At 66.8% G+C, this 19,579-nt stretch carries 17 protein-coding genes, 5 pseudogenes and 1 riboswitch; of the genes and pseudogenes, 3 read left to right on the top strand and 19 right to left on the bottom strand.

Features of this window, described 5'->3' with window-relative positions; translation table 11 throughout:
- The first annotated feature begins 13 nt into the window (after positions 1–13).
- Together NMQ03_RS12640 and fabF are read left to right on the top strand one after the other, a co-directional pair.
- Positions 14–259 carry an acyl carrier protein gene (locus NMQ03_RS12640; protein WP_009359314.1) on the top strand — a complete coding sequence of 82 codons (246 nt, stop codon included), beginning with the start codon at positions 14–16 and terminating at the stop codon, positions 257–259.
- Positions 260–432: 173 nt separating this feature from the next.
- Positions 433–1,668: a beta-ketoacyl-ACP synthase II gene (gene fabF, locus NMQ03_RS12645; protein ID WP_255172491.1), complete on the top strand. Its 1,236-nt coding sequence runs from the start codon at positions 433–435 to the stop codon at positions 1,666–1,668.
- Positions 1,669–1,786: 118 nt separating this feature from the next.
- On the opposite strand, the gene NMQ03_RS12650 is transcribed toward fabF, so the two are convergent.
- The 17 genes and pseudogenes from NMQ03_RS12650 to NMQ03_RS12730 all read right to left on the bottom strand — a co-directional run bounded on the left by NMQ03_RS12650 (position 1,787) and on the right by NMQ03_RS12730 (position 15,131).
- The gene (locus NMQ03_RS12650) at positions 1,787–2,290 is read right to left on the bottom strand and encodes a DUF3145 domain-containing protein (protein WP_255172492.1); all 504 of its coding nucleotides are present in this window, start codon (positions 2,288–2,290) and stop codon (positions 1,787–1,789) included.
- A gap of 240 nt (positions 2,291–2,530) precedes the next feature.
- Positions 2,531–3,457: a tyrosine recombinase XerC gene (locus tag NMQ03_RS12655; RefSeq protein WP_255172493.1), complete on the bottom strand. Its 927-nt coding sequence runs from the start codon at positions 3,455–3,457 to the stop codon at positions 2,531–2,533.
- Between the two features lie 46 nt (positions 3,458–3,503).
- Positions 3,504–4,678, bottom strand: a pseudogene (gene dprA / locus NMQ03_RS12660) (DNA-processing protein DprA).
- Positions 4,679–4,752: 74 nt separating this feature from the next.
- The gene (locus NMQ03_RS12665; RefSeq protein WP_255175603.1) at positions 4,753–6,297 is read right to left on the bottom strand and encodes a YifB family Mg chelatase-like AAA ATPase; all 1,545 of its coding nucleotides are present in this window, start codon (positions 6,295–6,297) and stop codon (positions 4,753–4,755) included.
- A complete protein-coding gene (locus tag NMQ03_RS12670) occupies positions 6,297–6,653 on the bottom strand; it encodes a YraN family protein (RefSeq protein WP_255172494.1) in 357 nt (118 codons plus the stop codon). Before NMQ03_RS12670 ends, NMQ03_RS12665 begins: the two co-directional genes overlap by 1 nt.
- A gap of 108 nt (positions 6,654–6,761) precedes the next feature.
- Entirely contained in the window at positions 6,762–7,088 is a 327-nt protein-coding gene (locus NMQ03_RS12675) for a DUF2469 domain-containing protein (protein ID WP_056335405.1), read from the bottom strand.
- 49 nt (positions 7,089–7,137) lie between these two features.
- On the bottom strand, positions 7,138–7,923 hold the full coding sequence (locus NMQ03_RS12680; RefSeq protein ID WP_255172495.1) for a ribonuclease HII: 786 nt from the start codon (positions 7,921–7,923) through the stop codon (positions 7,138–7,140).
- Positions 7,924–7,925: 2 nt separating this feature from the next.
- Positions 7,926–8,753: a signal peptidase I gene (lepB, locus tag NMQ03_RS12685; RefSeq protein WP_255172496.1), complete on the bottom strand. Its 828-nt coding sequence runs from the start codon at positions 8,751–8,753 to the stop codon at positions 7,926–7,928.
- Positions 8,754–9,431, bottom strand: coding sequence for a signal peptidase I (gene lepB / locus NMQ03_RS12690; protein ID WP_255172497.1), 678 nt, complete (start codon positions 9,429–9,431; stop codon positions 8,754–8,756).
- An 84-nt stretch (positions 9,432–9,515) separates the two neighbouring features.
- Positions 9,516–9,875 carry a 50S ribosomal protein L19 gene (gene rplS, locus NMQ03_RS12695; RefSeq protein WP_255172498.1) on the bottom strand — a complete coding sequence of 120 codons (360 nt, stop codon included), beginning with the start codon at positions 9,873–9,875 and terminating at the stop codon, positions 9,516–9,518.
- Between the two features lie 233 nt (positions 9,876–10,108).
- Positions 10,109–10,916, bottom strand: a pseudogene (gene trmD / locus NMQ03_RS12700) (tRNA (guanosine(37)-N1)-methyltransferase TrmD).
- Entirely contained in the window at positions 10,917–11,462 is a 546-nt protein-coding gene (gene rimM, locus NMQ03_RS12705) for a ribosome maturation factor RimM (RefSeq protein ID WP_255172499.1), read from the bottom strand.
- 115 nt (positions 11,463–11,577) lie between these two features.
- Positions 11,578–11,820: an RNA-binding protein gene (locus NMQ03_RS12710; protein ID WP_013601399.1), complete on the bottom strand. Its 243-nt coding sequence runs from the start codon at positions 11,818–11,820 to the stop codon at positions 11,578–11,580.
- A gap of 1 nt (position 11,821) precedes the next feature.
- Positions 11,822–12,244, bottom strand: coding sequence for a 30S ribosomal protein S16 (gene rpsP, locus NMQ03_RS12715; RefSeq protein ID WP_255172500.1), 423 nt, complete (start codon positions 12,242–12,244; stop codon positions 11,822–11,824).
- A gap of 246 nt (positions 12,245–12,490) precedes the next feature.
- Positions 12,491–12,937 (bottom strand): annotated as a pseudogene (locus NMQ03_RS12720) (hypothetical protein).
- 140 nt (positions 12,938–13,077) lie between these two features.
- Positions 13,078–13,901, bottom strand: a pseudogene (locus NMQ03_RS12725) (VOC family protein).
- Positions 13,902–14,047: 146 nt separating this feature from the next.
- Positions 14,048–15,131, bottom strand: a pseudogene (locus NMQ03_RS12730) (amidohydrolase family protein).
- Between the two features lie 77 nt (positions 15,132–15,208).
- Positions 15,209–15,316: riboswitch (TPP riboswitch) on the top strand.
- A 16-nt stretch (positions 15,317–15,332) separates the two neighbouring features.
- Here NMQ03_RS12730 and thiC point away from each other — a divergent pair.
- A complete protein-coding gene (gene thiC / locus NMQ03_RS12735; RefSeq protein WP_303695381.1) occupies positions 15,333–17,138 on the top strand; it encodes a phosphomethylpyrimidine synthase ThiC in 1,806 nt (601 codons plus the stop codon).
- Here the strand turns inward: thiC and NMQ03_RS12740 are convergent.
- Together NMQ03_RS12740 and ffh are read right to left on the bottom strand one after the other, a co-directional pair.
- On the bottom strand, positions 17,135–17,869 hold the full coding sequence (locus NMQ03_RS12740) for an alpha/beta hydrolase (protein WP_255172501.1): 735 nt from the start codon (positions 17,867–17,869) through the stop codon (positions 17,135–17,137). The two genes, thiC and NMQ03_RS12740, sit on opposite strands and share 4 nt — an antisense overlap.
- A 103-nt stretch (positions 17,870–17,972) precedes the next feature.
- The gene (ffh, locus tag NMQ03_RS12745) at positions 17,973–19,556 is read right to left on the bottom strand and encodes a signal recognition particle protein (protein ID WP_255172502.1); all 1,584 of its coding nucleotides are present in this window, start codon (positions 19,554–19,556) and stop codon (positions 17,973–17,975) included.
- Positions 19,557–19,579: the final 23 nt, after the last annotated feature.

Genomic DNA, 19,579 nt, shown 5'->3' on the forward strand with positions numbered 1-19,579 from the left:
AAAGGAGCCACCAATGGCTAGCAACGAAGAGATCCTGGCCGGTTTGGCTGAAATCGTCAACGAAGAAACCGGCCTGGCCCCGGAGGCCGTCGAGCTGGACAAGTCCTTCACCGAGGACCTGGACATCGACTCCATCTCCATGATGACCATCGTGGTCAACGCTGAAGAGAAGTTTGGCGTGCGCATCCCCGACGAAGAGGTCAAGAACCTCAAGACCGTTGGCGACGCCGTCAGCTTCATCGCCGGAGCACAGGCCTAATAACAGGCTTCCGCCGTCTCACGGCTTGGCAGGGCTGCCGGTCCGGACTGACCGGACCGGCAGCCCGCCGCATTTATCCGGGCAGAACCCCGACCGGGACTGGCCGATCATCAACATGTGCGGGACCCTGCGACAGGCGCAGACGGACTCCCCACCGACGAAAGAGTGATCCCATGACACGCAAAGTAGTCATTACCGGTCTGGGTGCCACCACGCCCATCGGCGGCGATGTACCCACGATGTGGAACAACGCCCTTAAAGGGGTCTCCGGTGCCCGCACCCTCGAGGACGACTGGGTAGCCAAGTACGAGCTCCCCGTCCACTTCGCTGCCCGCTGCAGCACCCCGGCGCTGGACGTGCTCAGCCGCGTTGAAGCCAAGAGGATGGACCCCTCCACCCAGTTCGGCGTTATCGCTGCCCGGGAAGCCTGGGCCGATTCCGGCATCACGGAATTCGACCAGGACCGGCTGGCAGTGGCCTTTGCCACTGGTATTGGTGGCGTGTGGACCCTGCTGGACGCCTGGGACACCCTGAAGGAAAAGGGCCCCCGCCGGGTCCTGCCCATGACGGTCCCCATGCTGATGCCCAACGGCGTTGCCGCAGCCGTCAGCCTGGACCTCGGCGCCCGCGCCGGTGCCCACACCCCCGTCTCCGCCTGCGCCTCCGGTACGGAAGCCATGCACCTGGGCCTGGAACTCATCCGCTCCGGCAAGGCGGACGTGGTGATGTGCGGTGGGGCCGAGGCCGCCATCCACCCCATGCCGCTGGCGGCATTCGCCTCCATGCAGGCACTGTCCCGCCGGAACGACGATCCCCAGCGCGCCTCCCGCCCGTACGACACCGCACGTGACGGCTTCGTCATGGGCGAAGGTGCCGGCGCCCTTGTCCTCGAAGCCGAGGAACACGCCCTGGCGCGCGGCGCCCGCATCTACGGCGAACTTGCCGGCACGTCCGTCACCGCCGACGCTTACCACATCACGGCCCCGGACCCGGAGGGTCTCGGCGCCACCCGCGCGCTGAAGGCTGCCATGTTTGATGGCCGGATCCAGCCTGAAGACGTGGTTCACGTCAACGCCCACGCAACCTCCACTCCTGTTGGCGACAAGCCGGAGTACACGGCCCTGCGTGCTGCCTTGGGCAACCACGTGGACAACGTGGCCGTATCGGCCACCAAGTCGCAGATGGGCCACCTCCTGGGCGCGTCCGGCGCGGTGGAGGCTGTTCTCACCGTGCTGGCCGTCCATGAGCGCAAGGCACCGGTCACCATCAACCTTGAGAACCAGGATCCGGAGATCCCGCTCGACGTTGTCACCTCCGCCCGCGACCTGCCTGCCGGCAACATCGTGGCGCTGAGCAACTCGTTTGGGTTCGGCGGCCACAACGCCGTCGTAGCGATCCGCAGCGTCTAGGCCTTGCCGGGGAAGCGCCCCCGGAAGCGCAAGGGAGGCCCCGCCAGCTGGCGGGGCCTCCCTTTTTGCTATGGAAGTGTTGCAGTACCCAGGTCACCGAGGGGACGGACGACGGCGGTCAGCCCACCTGGTGGAGCCAGCGCACCGGGGCGCCTTCGGCAGCGTGGCGGAACGGTTCGAGTTCCTCGTCCCAGGCTTCCCCGAGGGCGAGCGAGAGTTCGTGGTACACGGCGGCCGGGTCACCGGCGCCGGACTCGTAGGCGTAACGGATCCGGTCCTCGGACACCATGATGTTGCCGTGGACGTCCGTCACGGCATGGAAAATTCCCAGTTCGGGGGTGTGCGACCAGCGGCCGCCGTCCACGCCCTGGCTGGGCTCCTCCGTCACCTCGTAACGAAGATGCGCCCAGCCACGGAGGCAGGACGCCAGTTTGGCTCCCGTGCCGGGGGTACCGGCCCAGGACAACTCGGCCCGGAACATGCCGGGCGCGGCAGGCTGCGGGGTCCACTCAAGGTCCGTCCGCTTGTCCACCACAGCGCCGACCGCCCACTCAACGTGGGGGCACAGCGCCGTAGGGGCCGAGTGAACGAACAGCACACCGCGGGTCATTGCAACAGACATTCCATCCTCCATAGCTCTAGGTACGTCTTCCCCAACGACCTCTGCCTGGATGGAACTGCCGTGCCCTGCTGTGCGGCGGTGGTTCCCTGCGCGTATTCAGATGTATCACGTAAAGCTGAGTCCGGACTTGCCGCACCGCACAAAGCTCAGGGAGCTTCAAGCGACACTTGAAAGTTGCCGGACGTGACTCTTATTGTGCCGTACCCCGCAGAATTACGCCAGTGCGATTAGCCACACCGGTCAGGCCCTGGGATGGGCTTGTTGATAGCTCTTCCGAAGGCGGTCAACCGAGACGTGGGTGTAGATCTGGGTGGTCGCCAGGCTGCTGTGGCCCAGGATCTCCTGCACCGCACGCAGGTCAGCGCCCCCGTCAAGCAGATGCGTGGCGGCCGAGTGCCGCAGCGCGTGGGGCCCGGACGCCGAGGTATCGCCCAGTGCCGCGAACAGCGTGTTGACCAGGGCACGGACCTGCCGTTGATCGATGCGCCCGCCGCGGGCTCCAAGAAAAAGGGCAGGCCCGCTGTTGTCCTTCGCCAGTGCCGGACGCCCCCGCCGAAGCCAGTCGTCGACGGCCACGGCCGCGGGAACGCCGAAGGGAACTGTGCGTTCCTTGTTGCCCTTGCCGATCACGCGCAGCGTGCGGCGGTCAGGGTCGAGATCGTCGACGTCGAGCCCGGCCAGTTCGCCCACCCGGATGCCCGTGGCGTACAGGAGTTCCACCAAGGCGCGGTTTCGGACGGCGAGTGGCTCACCGTCCGTGGCGGAGGCCTCCAAACCCTCCAGCAGGCGCGTGAGCTGCGGCGCCTGAAGCACCCCCGGCAGGGATCCTTCGCGTTTGGGTGCCTTCAGGCGAAGGGCGGGATCTGTGTCGATGAGCTCCTCCCGGAGCGCCCAGGCTGTAAAGACCCGCGCGGTGGCGGACCGGCGGGCTATGGTTGCCCGCGAGGCGCCGGCGGAGCTTTGGCTTCCGAGCCACCGGCGGAAGGTTCCCAGTTCAAGGTCCTTCAGTTCTGCCACGCCTTCCGATGCCGCATGGACCAAGAGGCTGTGCAGGTCGCCCAGGTAGGCGCGCCTGGTGTGGTCTGACACCGCACGCTCCCCCGACAGGTAACCGGCGAACGCATCCAGTGCCTTGCCGAGTGCCCCGGGCAGTTCTTCATGTTCCACTCCTCTACTTTCCCAGTTGCGTGCCCAACACCATGCGCGGACACGGCTATCCTTTGCCGCGTTTCCAGCCTCCCCGTTCCGACACGGCCAGCCCGAGCAGCCCCAGCCTGCCAAGTCCGGCCCGCACCGAGTCCTGTCCCAGGCCGGCCACGGCGGAGAGCTTTTCTACGGATGTGGTGGAGCGAAGCGGCAGTGCGTCCAGCAGGATCAGGTCCTCCAGGGTCAGGCCGTCCTGGACTGCCGCTTCCGTGGTCCGTTGCCCGGGCAGTGCAGTTCCGCTGGGCGAGGCAAGTTCGGCAACCTCCGCCGCATCGGTGACGCAGACCGCCCCTCCGTCCCGCAGTAGACGGTGGCAGTAAGCGGAGTTGGCGCTGTGGACCGATCCGGGAACGGCGCCGACGGCACGGCCCAGGGTCTCAGCGTGGTGTGCCGTGTTGAGGGCGCCCGAGCGCCATCGCGCTTCCACCACGACTGTCACCGCCGACAGGGCAGCTATCAGCCGGTTGCGCTGCAGGAAGCGGTAGCGGGTCGGGGCGGAACCCGGCGGTACCTCTGCCAGGACTGCGCCCTGGTTGGCGACGGCACGCAGCAGGTCCTCATTGCCGGACGGATAGAACCTGTCCACTCCCCCGGCCATGACGGCGATGGTAGGCACGGCTGCGGATCCGCCGGCAAGGGCAGCCCGGTGCGCATGGGCGTCAATTCCGTAGGCGCCGCCCGAAACAATCGTGTAGCCGCGTTGCGCCAAGGAGTACGCGAGGTCTCCGGTGACCGCCGCCCCATAGCTGGTGCTGTCCCGGGACCCCACGAGGGCGATGGACTTCACCAGTGCAGGCAGCGGCTGCTCCTGTCCGCGCCACCAGAGGCAGATGGGTTCCTGGATTCCCAAGTCCGCAAGCTGGGCAGGCCACAGCTCGTCGCCGGGGATGATGACGCGTCCGCCCAGCCTGGCCATGGTGGCCAGGTCGCGTTCGGGGGCGAGGTCGGGGAGCCGTGGCTGCCAACGCTTCAACGCTGCTGCCAGTCCCGCCCAGCTGCCGCCCGCTCCGCTGTCTGCCAGGAGTGCGGTGATGTCGCCCTCCAGGCCAGGGGGCCGCCACCCGGTACCGCGATCCGCAGTGCGTCCGTCGCCCCTGCGAGCTGCACCAGGGCAAGGCCCGCCGCATCCTGCGGTTCCATCAGCCGTGAGAGGGCGGCCCGTGCCAGCCGTTCCGTTTCCATGCCAGGCGTCTTTTCCACTGCCCGTTCCTTTTCCACCCGCAGTTCCATTAGTCCGTTCCGTTCCTGCCCGGCTGTCATGCTGCGGCCGCCGCAGCCTGCCGGAGGCCCAGTGCCTGCCCGATGTCGTTGGTGTCAGGCGCGTGGCGGCGCCCCAGGTCCGCCAGGGTCCAGGCGAGCCGAAGGACACGGTCGTACCCGCGGGCAGTCAGGACTCCGCGCTCCAGCGACTGGTCCAGGATCCGGGTTGCTGCGGGAGCGAGCCGCAGGTCCCCGCGCAGGATCCGTCCGGGCACCTGCGAGTTCGTCTCGAGGCCAAAGCGCTGAAGGCGTTCGGCCTGCCGGCCCCGGGCCTCCCGTACCCGGCCCGCCACGGACGCGGTGTCCTCTTCGGCCCCTGCCTGGCCGAAGTCAGCCAGGGAAACCCGCTCCACCTGGAGCTGGATGTCCACCCGGTCCAGCAGGGGCCCGGACATCCTGGCAAGGTAGCGGCGGCGCATCACGGGAGTGCAGGTGCAGTCCAGTCCTTTGCCGGAGGCCTTGCCGCACGGGCAGGGATTGGCCGCAAGCACCAGCTGAAACCGTGCCGGGTACGCCGCAGTCCCGGCGGATCGGTGAATCACCAGTTCCCCGCTCTCCAGGGGCTGCCGCAGCGCGTCCAGGACGCGCCGTTCGTATTCCGGCGCCTCGTCCAGGAAGAGCACGCCCCGGTGTGCCCGGGATGCCGCTCCGGGCCTGGGCAGGCCCGATCCGCCGCCGATGATGGCTGCGGCGGTAGCGGAGTGGTGCGGGTTCTCAAAGGGCGGCCGGCGCAGGAGCTGTACGGTGGACGACGGGAGGCCGCACAGCGAATGGATAGCCGTGACCTCCATGGACTCATGGTCGCCAAGGTCGGGCAAAAGACCGGGCAGCCGCTCCGCCAGCATCGTCTTGCCGGCGCCCGGCGGCCCGGTGAGCAGCAGATGGTGGGCACCCGCGGCGGCCACCTCCAGGGCCTTGCGGGCGTCACTTTGGCCGGAGACATCTGCCATGTCGGGACACGCGGCGGGTAGAGAGGGCCCGTCGCCGGCCTCATCCGCGTCATCGGGTTCGAAATCCAGGGCGAGTTCCTGCGGATCTGCCCCGAAGTCGAGGGCAAGCCGGGCAAGCGTGCGGTATCCGCGCACCACGGCGCCCGGGACGAGGGAGGCCTCGGCGAGATTGGCCTGGGCCACCACGACCTCGGGATAGCCGGCCTGCACCGACGCCATGACGGTAAGCAGGATTCCGCGCACGGGCCGGAGCCTGCCGTCAAGCCCCAGCTCCGCGATGAAGACCGTGCGCCCCGTGGGCTTGATGTCGTTCGCCGCCCGGAGTACGGCCATGGTGACGGCGAGGTCGAAGCCGGAACCGCGCTTGGGAAGCGACGCGGGAATGAGGTTGGCGGTGATCTTCCGGCGGCTGAGCGGGATCCCGGAGTTCTTTGCGGCTGAGCGGATCCGCTCCTTGGCCTCGTTGAGGGAGGCATCCGGCAATCCCAGGAGGACGAAAGCCGGCAGCGTCTGGCCGATGTCCGCCTCGACCTCAACCATGTAGCCATTGAGCCCCACGAGGGCGACGGAATAAGTCCGGCCCAGCGCCATCACCCAACCCCCTTGAGGTGTTCCACCAGGGGTTCCCCGCCGCCGTCGTCCAAGACTGCGATAACGTCCACACGCCGCAGCGGCATCCGCAGCTCGCGGTCGCGGCACCAGGCAGCGCCAAGCCGGTGCAGCCGGGCCAGTTTTTCCGGGCCCACCGCCTCAAACGGGTGGCCGTAATCCAGGGAGCGGCGGGTTTTGACTTCAGCGATGACCAGTGCATCACCGTCCAGGGCAACGATGTCGATCTCGCCCTCGGCGCACCTCCAGTTGCGCTCCACCACCAGCATGCCCAGCGATTCAAGGTAGCCCACGGCGAGGTCTTCGCCGTGCCTGCCCAACAGGTCTTTCGATTTCATTTCTACCTCCGCAACCAGCCTGGCGGCGGATACGCGCGGAGAATAGAAGGCCCCTGTCCTATGTGGACAGGGGCCGGTGTGGAGGGAAAGTGGTGAATTCCGGGGTTTCTAGTTCCCCAGGTCCACGTCCTTGGGCAACGCCAGCTCCTCGTTGCGGGGCAGCTCCTCGACGTTGACGTCCTTGAAGGTCAGGACCCTGACGCTCTTGACGAACCGGGCGGAACGGTAGACGTCCCAGACCCAGGCATCCTGAAGCGTCAGGTCGAAGTAGACCTCGCCGTCAGCGCTGCGGGCCTGGAGGTCCACGTGGTTGGCCAGGTAGAAGCGCCGCTCGGTCTCGACAACGTAGCTGAACAGGCCGACGACGTCGCGGTATTCACGATAGAGCTGAAGCTCCATGTCGGTTTCATAGTTCTCAAGATCCTCAGCACTCATGCTTCCATCTTGCACCATGTCCGGCACGGCTGGCGCCGGGCGGCAGGAGTCAGTCTTCGTACGGCCCATCCCCGTCGGGGACCTCCGCCCCCTGCAGTTCCCCACCGAGCAGCCGCCAGCTGACCCGGTGGTAGGGGGTGGGTCCCGCTGCGCGAAGCACGTTCCGATGGGCTGCCGTGGCATAACCCTTGTTGATGTCCCAGCCGTAGTCGGGATACTCGGTGTGCAGTTCGCGCATCATCCGGTCCCGCTCCACCTTGGCGATGACGCTTGCGGCGGCCACGCTCAGGCACTGCATGTCGGCCTTTACCTTGGTGTGGACCGGGGCCTCGCACGTGGTCTCCAGCACGGGCTGGTCGAACAGGGACAGCTGCTCCGCCGGGGAAAGCCAGTTGTGGCTTCCATCCAGCAGGACCGCTTCCGGGACAATGCCTGCGCCGAGGATGCTCCCCCAGGCCCGGGTTCCGGCCAGCCGCAGGGCCGCGATGATGCCGAGCGCATCGATCTCGCCGGCGGTGGCGTGCCCCACCGCGGATGCGACGCTCCAGCGCCGCACCAGCGGATCCAGCCGTTCCCGTTCAGCCGGGCTCAGGAGTTTGCTGTCCCGCACGCCTGCAAGCGGTTTTTGGCGCTCCAGGTCCACGACGGCGATTCCCACGCTGACAGGGCCCGCGAGGGCACCGCGGCCAACCTCGTCAACGCCGGCCAGGAACCGTATCCCCTGGGCCTTGAAGGTTCGCTCGTGCCGCAACGTTGGCGCCTTGGCTCCGCGGGGCGTGGGCTTGGTGGCGGGACGGGCCGCGGGGGCCGGGGAGGCCTGTACTGCGGAAGACATGGTCAGCGGGCCGCCGGGACGTTCTTGAAGACGTCCGGGTAGTTGTCCAGCGTCTTGATCCTGTTCAGTGGCCAGGCGATGATTGCAGCCTTGCCCTCGAGATCCTTGAGGTCGACGAACCCACCGTCGGTCTCCATGTGCGCGCGGGAATCCGCGGAGTGGTTCCGGTTATCACCCATCACCCACACCTTGCCCTCCGGGACGGTGACGTCAAAGTTGCGGACCTGCGGGACTTCGGCGGGATTGATGTAGGTCTCGTCGACGGCGGTCCCGTTAATGGTCAGTTTACCGCCCGCGTCACAGCAGACCACGTGGTCGCCCGGCAGTCCGATGACCCGCTTGACCAGGTGCTGCTCTGAATTGTCCGGCAGGAGGCCTACGAACGTCAGGCCGTCCTGGACCCAGGTGAAGGGGCCCTGTGCCTTGGCCGGGGCGGGACCGAGCCAGCCCTTGGTGTCACGGAACACCACAACGTCCCCCCGGCTCAGGGCAAAGGGCTCGGGGACCAGGAGGTTGACGAAGATCCGGTCATCCACGTCCAGGGTGTTCACCATGGACTCGGAGGGGATGAAGAAGGCCCGGAACAGGAAGGTCTTGATGAGGAAGGACAACACCACCGCGATGACCACCACGGTGGCAATTTCCTTCAGCCATCCCAGCAAGGGATTGCCGGCGGACTTCCCGGCAGCTTTGGACCCCTGCCGGTTCCGCCTGTGGACGGGTTCTGACGCCTCCGGACCCTCAGCGGGCGTGGAGGAAACTGGAACGGCCGGTACCTCTGAAGCGCCGTCATGGCGGGGCTCAGGTTTCCGCGCGTGGTTCTCGGGCATTTACCGTCCGTTCTGTGTTGTCGGCCCCGGTACGGGCGGCCGTGCTACTGGGGCAAATCTATCAAGCGGCCAGAGGATCTGGACCGGCCTGCCGATGACCCGGTCCAGGGGGACGAGTCCGCCGCCGGGGGCGCCGAGCAGGCTCCGTGAATCGGCGGACACCGAACGATGGTCCCCCATCAGCCACAGCCTGCCCTCGGGAACCACCGTGTTGAACTTCTGCGTACTCGGCGCATCCCCCGGGAAGATGTAGGGCTCATCCAGCGCAGCCCCGTTGACAGTGACCTTCCCGCCGGCGTCGCAGCAGACCACGGTGTCACCGGGGAGGCCGATCACCCGCTTGACGTAGGTGGTGTCGCTGCCGGTCAGCCCGAGCCATTGCATCGCCGAGGCTGCGGCGTCCACCAGTGGGCCCTTGCCACTGTTCAGGGGTGCAAAGCTGCCACGACCGTCGAAGACCACAACGTCCCCATGCCGGATGGGCTCGGACTGGAAGCCGGTGCGTGAGACCAGGATCCGGTCCCCGCCTTCCAGGAGCGGCTCCATGGACTCGGACGGTATGAAGTACACATCGAGCCACAGGGACCTCACCAACCCGCTGATGGCAACGGCAAGGAGCAGCGCCAGAAAAACAAAACGCCAGCCCGTTTTGCGGGGCTGGCGTTTTGTCTGGTGCATGGTCCGTATCCTGGCGCTGGTGCATTGCTCCGGCGCTTGCCGGGTACGGCCGCGCTCCTGCCTGGCGGTAAGTCCGGTAAGGACTTACTTGGCGGAGCTGAAGTCGCGCTTTTCCTTGATCTTGGCGGCCTTGCCACGCAGTGCACGCATGTAGTACAGCTTGGCGCGGCGGACGTCACCCTTGGTGACAACCTCGATCTTTTCGATGATCGGGGAGTGCACCGGGAAGGTACGCTCCACGCCGACACCGAAGGAAACCTTGCGGACGGTGAAGGTTTCGCGCACGCCGTCACCCTGGCGGCCCAGGACGAAGCCCTGGAAGACCTGGACACGGGTGTTCTTGCCTTCGATGATGTTCACGTGCACCTTGAGGGTGTCACCCGCGCGGAAGTCGGGAACATCGTTGCGCAGCGAGGCTGCATCGACGGAATCGAGAATATGCATGATTGCACTCCTGGTGAACGCCACAGGTCATTCACTTTGGGTCACGGCAGGCAAGTCGGGCTGCTGGAATGCAGGCCGGGTCTCTCCGCCGAAGTAAAGTCCCGGCCGCTTCAAGGGTTGATGGGGCCGGTTGTCCGGCTGTTGGCCGCGCAACCCCCTGTGGCAGGTGCGGACCCAGCAGACACAAGGGTTAATTTTGCCACAACGGCAGGGTTACGCCAATTCCGGCGGCGCTAGTCCTGCTGTTCAGCTGCCGTCCCGGGGCGGCGGGCAAGCCTGCCGTCCACGACGTCGTAGCCCAGGTTGTGCAGTTCGGTGCGGTCGGCACGCGGGAGGCTGCCGGCGTCGAACCCTTCCAGCAGGTCCGGACGGCGCTCCGCAGTCCGGCGGTACTGTTCGTGGCGGCGCCACTGGGCGATCCGGCCGTGGTTGCCGCTGAGGAGGACCGGGGGCACTTCGCGGTCCCGCCAGACGGAGGGCTTGGTGTAGACCGGGTACTCCAGCAGCCCGTCAGAGTGGGATTCCTCCACCAGCGACTCGGGATTTCCCACCACCCCGGGCAGCAGCCGGCCAATGGCCTCCACCATGGCCAGGACGGCCACTTCCCCGCCGTTGAGGACGTAGTCGCCCAGGCTCACCGGACGGACAGTGAAGTGCTCCTGCGCCCATTCGATGACCCGCTCGTCGATGCCCTCGTACCGTCCGCACGCAAACGCGAGGTGCTGCTCCTCGGCCAGTTCGTAGGCGAGGGCCTGGGTGAACCGCTCGTGGCGAAGGGACGATCAGCACGGGCTTGCGGTCCGGGTCCGGACGTCCCCCGGCAACTGCCGAGAGGGCCTGCGCCCAGGGCTCGGGCTTCATGACCATGCCGGCGCCGCCGCCGTACGGGGTGTCGTCGACGGAACGGTGCTTGTCCGTGGTGAAGTTGCGCAGGTCGTGGACATGCAGGTCCAGGATGCCGTCCTGGCGGGCCTTGCCGATCAGTGAAAGTTCGAGCGGCGCGAGGTATTCGGGGAAGATACTGACGACGTCGATCCGCATCTAGGCGTTGCCTTCGGCTTCCCGGGCGGCGGCTTCGTCCGAGTTGATGTCGAAGAGGCCGTCCGGCGGGGTGAGGAGGATGAATCCTTCCTCGATGTTCACCTCGGGGACGATCTGCTCCACGAACGGGATGAGGATCTCGTCGCCGCCCGGGGTGGTGACCACCAGCAGGTCCTGGACCGGCATCGTGTTCAGGGCTGTCACCTTGCCCACCACCTGCGACCCGACCCGGGCTTCCAGGCCGACCAGTTCATGCTCGTACCAGCCCTCGTCGTCGTCCTCGTCCAGCTCTTCGGTTTCAATGAAGAGCTTGGCTCCGCGGAGGGTCTCGGCCTGGTTCCGGTCCGCCACTTCCTCGAAACCGAGCAGCAGGATGTCCTTGTTCCACCGGGCACTGCTGACGGTCAGGGGCCCTGCCGTGGCAGGCTCAACCACGAACTCCGTGCCGGGGACAAACCGGTCCTCCGGGGCGTCGGTCAGCACCTGGACGGTGACTTCCCCGCGAATGCCGTGCGGCTTGCCAATCCGTGCCACCTGAAGCTGCATCTGTTCCTCTGTTCCGCGTTGGGGTGTTTCTGCTGAAAGCACTTTGTTGTGAAAGAACTCCGGCCCCTCCACCTGTGGTGGAGGGGCCGGAGCAAAAACTGGTATTGCCGAGCGCTCAGCGGCGACGGTCGGTGTCGACGACGTCGACCCGTACCGGTTCGCCGCCGGCCAGTGCAGCCACCACGGTGCGCAGAGCGCGCGCGGTGCGGCCCTGGCGGCCGATCACCCGTCCGAGGTCGTCCTGGTGAACGCGCACCTCGAGGGTGTCCCCGCGGCGGTTGCTCTTGGAACTGACCTTGACGTCGTCCGGGGAATCAACGATTCCGCGGACCAGGTGCTCCAGCGCTTCTGCCAGCAATCTACTCAGCCTCGGTGGTCTCAGCTTCGGCGTCCGCCGGGGCCTCGGCAGCGTCAGACTTGGAAGCCTTCTTGGTGATGGCTTCCGGGATGATGACCGAGCCCTTTTCCGGGGCAACGAAGGCTTCCTTCGAGACCTTGGTCTTGAGGGTGCCTTCCTGGCCCGGCAGGCCCTTGAACTTCTGCCAGTCACCGGTGATCTTCAGGATCGCGGCAACCTGCTCGGACGGCTGTGCGCCGACGGAGAGCCAGTACTGTGCACGCTCGGAGTTGACCTCGATGTACGAGGGCTCTTCGGTGGGGTGGTACTTGCCGATCTCCTCGATGGCGCGGCCGTCACGCTTGGTGCGTGAGTCCGCGACGACGATGCGGTAGTACGGGGCGCGCATCTTGCCGAAGCGCTTAAGGCGAATCTTTACGGCCACTTTTGTGGTCACTCCTGTTTCAGAAAAGGGGTGAACCCGGCTTTCTGCACCCGTGGGGCGGGCCATACTTGCGGGCTCGAAGGACAGGATCCGGACGCGGAGAGAGGGGCCACGCAGATCGAGTACCTGTTTATTGTGCCAGATGAGCGCTGTTATTTCGACTTGGCGCTGCAGTCCGTGGCGCAGCAGGCAGCCCGAAGACTGCCGGCGGGCCGCCGGAAGGTTCCACGAACGGGCGGGGACGGGTCAGGCGGACCAGACGTACAGTCCGGTCCGTTCGGAATCGTCGATTCCGGCAGCAAGTTCCGCCAGCTGCTGCACGTACGCCCGCGCCTGGGCGGCACCAAACGGCATGTCCTCCTGGGCGGCCCATTGCTCCGCCACGTCATCAAGGACGTTGCCTTCACCCTCGGTTTCATAGGTGAGCAAGTCAGCAAGGGCCCGGACCATGGTAGCGGAACGGCAAGGAGGAGTCGCTGGCGACATCGACCATGGTCAGCTCATAATCGGCCCCGCATGGACGGCCGTCCCGGCGAGATCACCGAGTTGCTCCACCTCGAAGTCGCTGATGCCCTGGATCCGCACCGCCTGGCTGGCAGCAGCACCGTCCCCGGAGCTGCGTCCTTCATCAAGGAGGTCGGCGCGTTTCAGCGCGGCGTCATGGGTGGCGACAAAGATCTCGGTGAAGCCCATGGCTGGTGCCCTTCTTCCGTTGGCGGAGCTGCGCGCCGGGCGCTGCCTGCCGCCCGGCCGTACGGAATCAGCCTAGTAGCTGCGGGGCGGTGGCGCACACCCGCGGGCCTCCCGCTCAGTGCCGCCCGGAGCGGGATCAATCAGCGGACGGCGACGCGGATCCGGTTCCGCCACGGGTCCTCGAACCGGAGCTCCGCACCGGTGTGGTGGGCGGGCACCCCGGCAACCTTCAGGCGGTCGGTCAGCGCCCCGACGTCGTCGCCGGAAGGTACCTCGATGAGCACCTCGCCCAGCCCAAGGGTGTCCTTGCGCGGTAGCGCCGCGGCTGTTCCAGACGTTCATGGCCATGTGGTGGTGGTAGCGGCCTGCGGAGACGAAAAGCGCCTGCCCGTGCCAACCTGCGGTCTTTTCGAAACCGAGCGTCCCCACATAGAAGTCGCGGGCGGTCTGCACATCGCCAACCTGGAGGTGGACGTGGCCTACGCCGGCCGCCGTCTGCCGCTGGCCCTCCAGGGACTCCTCGGTGAGGTACTGCTCAAGGTAGCGCTGCGGCGGGAGCGCCAGGCTGTCCATGACCACGTCGGTCCCATTCCAGGACCAGTTGCTGCGGGGGCGGTCCCAGTACAGCTCGATGCCGTTGCCCTCGGGGTCGGTGAAGTAGAACGCTTCACTGACCAGGTGGTCGGCACTGCCCGTGAAGGCCCGCGGCTCGTACTGGGCAGCAGTAGCGACGGTGGCGGCGAGGGAAGCCTGGTCCTCGAAAAGCAGCGCAGTGTGGAACAGGCCTGCTTCTCCCCTGCCGGGAAGGTGCAGTCCGGGGTAGCGCGAGGTGGACCAACGGCCTGCCCAGGCGGCCAAGGTAGAGCCCGCCGTCCTGCTCGGCCACCACCTCAAGGCCCAGCGCACGCTGGTAGTAGTCGGTCATGACCTTCATGTCGCCCACCTTGAGCATCACGGTGCCCATGGCGAGGTCGGCAGGAAGAAGATCCTGGCTGCTGGCTGATGCGGTCATTGAACGCTCCTAGCATTGGCGGCCGTCCCATTGGCGGCCTGTCACCTCTTAAAATTACTTGAAGCTTCAATTTATTCCAAGTCCCTGCGAGCCGTTTGTCAGCGAATGATCCGCCCGCCCAGCACCACGTGCTCCAGCGCATGAATGGTCTCCGGTACCGCCCGCGGGTCTTCCCGGCATACGACGACGTCGGCGCGGGCCCCTTCCTCCACTCCGTGCGCTCCCAGCCACGTTCGTGCTGCCCAGCAGGCGGAGTCGAGGGCCGCGTCCATGGGCAGGCCGGCGCCGTGCAGGGCCAGGATTTCGTCCGTGATCCTGCCGTGCCGGATCACGCTGCCGGCGTCGGTACCGGCAAAGATGCGCACGCCCGCGGCATGGGCTTCCGCCACCCGCTCGAGCCTGCGTTCCCACAGGGCGCGCATGTGCGCGGCATAGCGTGGGAACTTGGGATCCGCCTGCGCAGCAATGTCGGGGAAGGTGGCGATATTGATGAGCGTGGGCACGATCGGTACGCCCTGCTCCACGAACCGGGGCAGGTGGCGGGGCAGGAGCCCGGTGGCGTGCTCGACGCAGTCAATGCCGGCGTCCAGCACCTGGTCCAGGGTGTCTTCGGCGAAGCAGTGCGCCGTCACCCGGGCGCCTTCGTCGTGCGCCGCCTGGACGGCATCGCGTACGACGGCGGCGGGAAACGACGGCGCCAGGTCGCCGGCGCTGCGGTCAATCCAGTCGCCCCACCAGCTTGACCCAGCCGTCGCCGTCGCGCGCCTGCTTGCGGACGGCCTCCACGAGGCCGTCCGGTTCAACTTCCTCAGCGAAGCCCCGCAGGTAGCGGCGCGTCCGGGCGATATGGCGCCCGGCACGGATCAACACCGGGAAGTCCCTGCCACCCTGCATCCAGCGGGTATCCGCCGGCGAGCCGGCGTCCCGGACCAGGAGGGTTCCGGCGTTGAGGTCCGCCTGCGCCTGGTCCCTGGCGGCTGCGGGCTCCACAGGGCCTGCGGGGCCCAGGCCGATGTGGCAGTGGGCGTCCACGAAGCCCGGCAGGACCCAGCCGTCGAGTATCCGGCCGGGAGGAGTGTCCGGCTTGTTGAACGTGAGCCTTCCGTCCACCGACCAAAGTCCATGCCGCACCCGGTCCGGTGCGGTCAGGACGGGTCCACGGAAGTGGATGATGTCTGCCATGGCGCTCCTTTCGATGCCCGGTCAGGCTAGCACCGCAATTATGACAAGCCCGGTTCAGGGGCCTGTGGTAGCTTCGTTCCTGACCACACGGGTGCCCTTGCAGGGGCTGAGATCGGGCTGACGCAGCCTGCGACCGTTGAACCTGTCCGGGTAATGCCGGCGAAGGAAGTGAGTATTCCCTTGAGTACGCAAAACACCCAGTTGAACCCTGCCCTGCTGCCGTCCGCCGGGGAGCCCGGCGACGCATCGGAACAGCCCGTGACCCAGTCCCTGAAGTCCCATTCCCTCGCCTACCTTGCGGATGAGGCGTCCGGGATCCGGGTACCTGTGACGGAAATTGCCCTTGAACCGTCACCCAACGGCCAGCCGAACGCACCCTTCCGGACTTACCGGACTGCGGGGCCCGGCAGCGACCCCGTCCGCGGGCTGCAGCCCTTCCGCGCAGAGTGGATCGCGGCGCGCGGGGACACCGAGCCCTACGGCGGCCGGGAGCGCAACCTGCTCGATGACGGCCGGTCGGCCGTACGCCGCGGCGCCGCCTCCGCGGAGTGGAAGGGCGCACAGCCGGTGCCCCGCCGCGCCGTCGACGGCCGGACGGTGACGCAGATGCACTATGCCCGGCAGGGAATCGTCACTCAGGAAATGCGGTTCGTGGCGCTGCGCGAAAACTGCGACGTTGAGCTGGTCCGCAGCGAGGTTGCTGCCGGCAGGGCCATCATCCCGAACAACATCAACCATCCGGAATCCGAGCCGATGATCATTGGCAAGGCTTTCCTGGTGAAAATCAACGCGAACATTGGCAACTCCGCGGTGACGAGCTCCATCGCGGAGGAGGTGGACAAGCTGCAGTGGGCCACCCAGTGGGGTGCCGACACCGTCATGGACCTCTCCACCGGCGACGACATCCACACCACGCGGGAGTGGATCATCCGCAACTCCCCCGTGCCGATCGGGACGGTGCCGATCTACCAGGCGCTGGAAAAGGTCAACGGCGAGGCCAACGCCCTCACCTGGGAGATCTTCCGGGACACGGTGATCGAACAGTGCGAACAGGGTGTGGACTACATGACCATCCACGCTGGCGTGCTGCTCCGCTATGTTCCGCTGACCGCCAACCGCGTCACCGGCATTGTCTCGCGCGGTGGCTCCATCATGGCGGGCTGGTGCCTGGCCCACCACCAGGAGAACTTCCTGTACACGCACTTCGATGAGCTGTGCGAAATCTTCGCCAAATACGACGTCGCCTTCTCGCTGGGTGACGGCCTCCGCCCCGGTTCCACGGCGGACGCCAACGACGCCGCGCAGTTCGCGGAGCTGGACACGCTCGCCGAGCTGACGCAGCGGGCCTGGGAGTATGACGTCCAGGTGATGGTGGAGGGGCCGGGCCACGTTCCCTTCCACCTGGTCCGTGAGAACGTGGAACGGCAGCAGGAGCTGTGCAAGGGTGCGCCCTTCTATACCCTGGGCCCGCTGGTCACCGACATCGCTCCCGGCTACGACCACATCACGTCGGCAATCGGCGCCACCGAGATTGCCCGGTACGGGACAGCCATGCTCTGCTACGTCACACCAAAGGAACATCTGGGGCTGCCCAACAAGGACGACGTCAAGACGGGTGTCATCACCTACAAGATCGCGGCGCACGCGGCGGACCTGGCCAAGGGCCACACGGGGGCGCACGAACGGGACGATGCCCTGTCCAAGGCACGGTTCGAATTCCGCTGGCGCGACCAGTTCGCCCTGTCCCTGGATCCTGTGACCGCGGAGGCGTTCCACGACGAGACGCTTCCCGCTGAACCAGCCAAGACGGCGCACTTCTGTTCCATGTGCGGGCCCAAGTTCTGCTCCATGCGGATCAGCCAGGATATCCGTGACGAATACGGGTCGGCAGACTCGCAGGCGGCACTGGCGGACATGGCCTCCGGCATGCGGGAGAAGAGCCAGGAGTTCCTGGCCAAGGGCGGCAAGGTGTACCTGCCGGAGCCGACGGTCGCTGCCGGCAGCTAGGACGCCCGGGCGGGCTGGCTCCGGCTGACCCCGCTGATGAACTGGCGGATGACCCGGTCCCCGTCCAGGGAGTCCTGGGGCCGGTGCCCTCCCGCGGCAACGCGGTGCAGGGCACCGGTCTCCCTGAGGTACCCGGCAATTTCCTCGTAAAGCGGCTCCCAGCCACCAGTCAGGACCAGCGTGGGGACACCGGGAACAATATGCAGCGGCGCCTCCCAGGATGGCGCCTGGAGCCTGAGCCTGCGGGCGGAGCGTTTTTCCTCGATGGTGGTAAGCTGCTGGAGGTCGGTGGCGTAGACGCGGCGGACGAATTCGCGCTGGAAGTCCTCGTCACTGAGCTGGTGGCGGACGTCGAAAAGCGGCTGCATCAGGCTGATGTGCGCGGCCGTGGTAAGCAGCTCCGCCGTCAGCGACAGGCAGGCCGGCTCCACCAGGGTCAGCGAAAAGACCAGGTCCGGACGTTCCACCGCGGCCATCATGGCGGGGATCGCCCCCTGGGAGTGTGCCACCACATGTCCGCCGGCGGCCCCGCGGCCATCGTCGGCAAGCGACCCCAGGATGATCGCGGTGTCTTCCGTGAAGGAGGATTCCAGCGGCTCCGCGGCGGAATCGTAGCCGTGCCTGCGGAGGAACAGGGCATCATAGGCCAGTGCCATGCCGTGCTGGCGGGGCCATGCGGCGGCGCCAAAGGTACCGGCGCCGTGCACGAACACTACCCTCTGCTTGAACATGTCCCAACCCTATTCCACGGTGCCGACATCCCAACGAAAAAGCGCCAGGTGTCGTCTTGAGCAGTCAAAACGTCACCTGGCGCTTCCCGATGTTGGGGAACTGCTACTTGCCCATGAACTTGTCGAAGCCCTTGGGAAGGTTCAGCTGGGACGGGTCGAAGTCGCCGCCCTGCTGGCCGAAGGCCGCTCCTGTGGGCAGCGCCTTGGCAGCGTTGGCACGGCGGGCTTCGGCTTCCTTACGCTCCTGCGCAGCCTTCGCCGGGTTTCCGGACTTTGGCTTTTTCTTCGGCGCGTTCTTGGCGTTCTTGCGCGCACCGCCGCCGGCTCCGGGCAGGCCGGGCATCCCGGGCATTCCCGGCATGCCGCCCTGGGCCATCTTCTTCATCATCTTCTGGGCCTGGGCGAAGCGCTCCAGCAGGCCGTTGACCTCGGAGACGTGGACACCGGAACCACGGGCGATGCGGGCGCGGCGTGAGCCGTTGATGATCTTGGGGGCCAGCCGCTCGTGGGGGGTCATGGACCGGACGATCGCCTCGACGCGGTCGATCTCCCGCTCGTCGAACTGTTCCAGCTGCTGCCGGATGTTCTGCGCGCCCGGCATCATCATGAGCATCTTCTTCATGGAGCCCATGTTGCGGATCTGCTGCATCTGGGCCAGGAAGTCTTCGAGGGTGAAGTCTTCCTGGTCGGCGAACTTCTTCGCCATGCGGGCAGCTTCGTCTTTGTCCCAGGCCTTTTCGGCCTGCTCGATGAGCGTGAGGATGTCACCCATGTCCAGGATGCGCGAGGCCATCCGGTCCGGGTGGAACAGCTCGAAGTCGTCCAGGCCTTCACCGGTGGAAGCGAACATGACGGGCTTGCCGGTGACCGACGCGACGGAGAGCGCGGCACCACCCCGGGCGTCGCCGTCGAGCTTGGACAGCACGATGCCAGTGAAGTTGACGCCTTCATCGAAGGCAAGCGCCGTGTTGACGGCGTCCTGGCCGATCATGGAGTCGATCACGAACAGGACTTCGTTGGGCACGATGGCGCGGCGGATCTGGCGGGCCTGCTCCATCATGCCGGCGTCCACGCCGAGGCGTCCGGCGGTGTCGACGATGACGACGTCGTGCAGCTTCTGGCGGGCTTCCTCGACGCCGGCACGGGCGACGGCGACCGGGTCACCGGCGGGCTGGTCCAGCTCGGTGGAGGTGGCTCCGGGGTGCGGGGCGAAGACCGGCACATTGGCGCGCTGGCCCACCACCTGGAGCTGGGTGACAGCATTGGGGCGCTGGAGGTCGCAGGCCACCAGTATGGGGCTGTGGCCCTGGGCCTTCAGCCACTTCGACAGCTTGCCGGCGAGGGTGGTCTTGCCCGCGCCCTGGAGGCCGGCGAGCATGATGACCGTGGGGCCGTTCTTTGCCAGCCGGATCCTGCGGGTCTCGCCGCCGAGGATCTCCTGGAGTTCCTCGTTGACGATCTTGACGATCTGCTGGCTCGGGTTCAGCGCAGCCGATACCTCGGCGCCCAGCGCCCGTTCGCGGACCCGCCCGGTGAACTCCCGGACCACCGGAACGGCGACGTCGGCGTCCAAAAGGGCACGGCGGATCTCGCGGACAGTGGCATCAACATCGGCCTCCGTCAGGCGGCCCTTGCCGCGGAGATTCTTGAAGGTTGCTGTCAACCGGTCAGAGAGTGAATTGAACACGCGCCGTGAACTTCTTTCAGGAG

Source organism: Arthrobacter sp. DNA4, assembly GCF_024362385.1.
Classification (GTDB): domain Bacteria; phylum Actinomycetota; class Actinomycetes; order Actinomycetales; family Micrococcaceae; genus Arthrobacter.

Coding starts and splice junctions, on each gene's coding strand:
- rimM (WP_255172499.1), bottom strand. CDS start 11,462: ATGCAGCTTCAGGTGGCACGGATTGGCAAGCCGCACGGCATTCGCGGG.
- NMQ03_RS12665 (WP_255175603.1), bottom strand. CDS start 6,297: ATGGCGCTGGGCCGGACTTATTCCGTCGCCCTCGTGGGGCTCAATGGC.
- rplS (WP_255172498.1), bottom strand. CDS start 9,875: ATGCATATTCTCGATTCCGTCGATGCAGCCTCGCTGCGCAACGATGTT.
- NMQ03_RS12740 (WP_255172501.1), bottom strand. CDS start 17,869: ATGTTCAAGCAGAGGGTAGTGTTCGTGCACGGCGCCGGTACCTTTGGC.
- NMQ03_RS12650 (WP_255172492.1), bottom strand. CDS start 2,290: ATGTCTGTTGCAATGACCCGCGGTGTGCTGTTCGTTCACTCGGCCCCT.
- lepB (WP_255172497.1), bottom strand. CDS start 9,431: ATGCACCAGACAAAACGCCAGCCCCGCAAAACGGGCTGGCGTTTTGTT.
- NMQ03_RS12670 (WP_255172494.1), bottom strand. CDS start 6,653: ATGAAATCGAAAGACCTGTTGGGCAGGCACGGCGAAGACCTCGCCGTG.
- NMQ03_RS12680 (WP_255172495.1), bottom strand. CDS start 7,923: ATGTCTTCCGCAGTACAGGCCTCCCCGGCCCCCGCGGCCCGTCCCGCC.
- lepB (WP_255172496.1), bottom strand. CDS start 8,753: ATGCCCGAGAACCACGCGCGGAAACCTGAGCCCCGCCATGACGGCGCT.
- NMQ03_RS12675 (WP_056335405.1), bottom strand. CDS start 7,088: ATGAGTGCTGAGGATCTTGAGAACTATGAAACCGACATGGAGCTTCAG.
- NMQ03_RS12640 (WP_009359314.1), top strand. CDS start 14: ATGGCTAGCAACGAAGAGATCCTGGCCGGTTTGGCTGAAATCGTCAAC.
- fabF (WP_255172491.1), top strand. CDS start 433: ATGACACGCAAAGTAGTCATTACCGGTCTGGGTGCCACCACGCCCATC.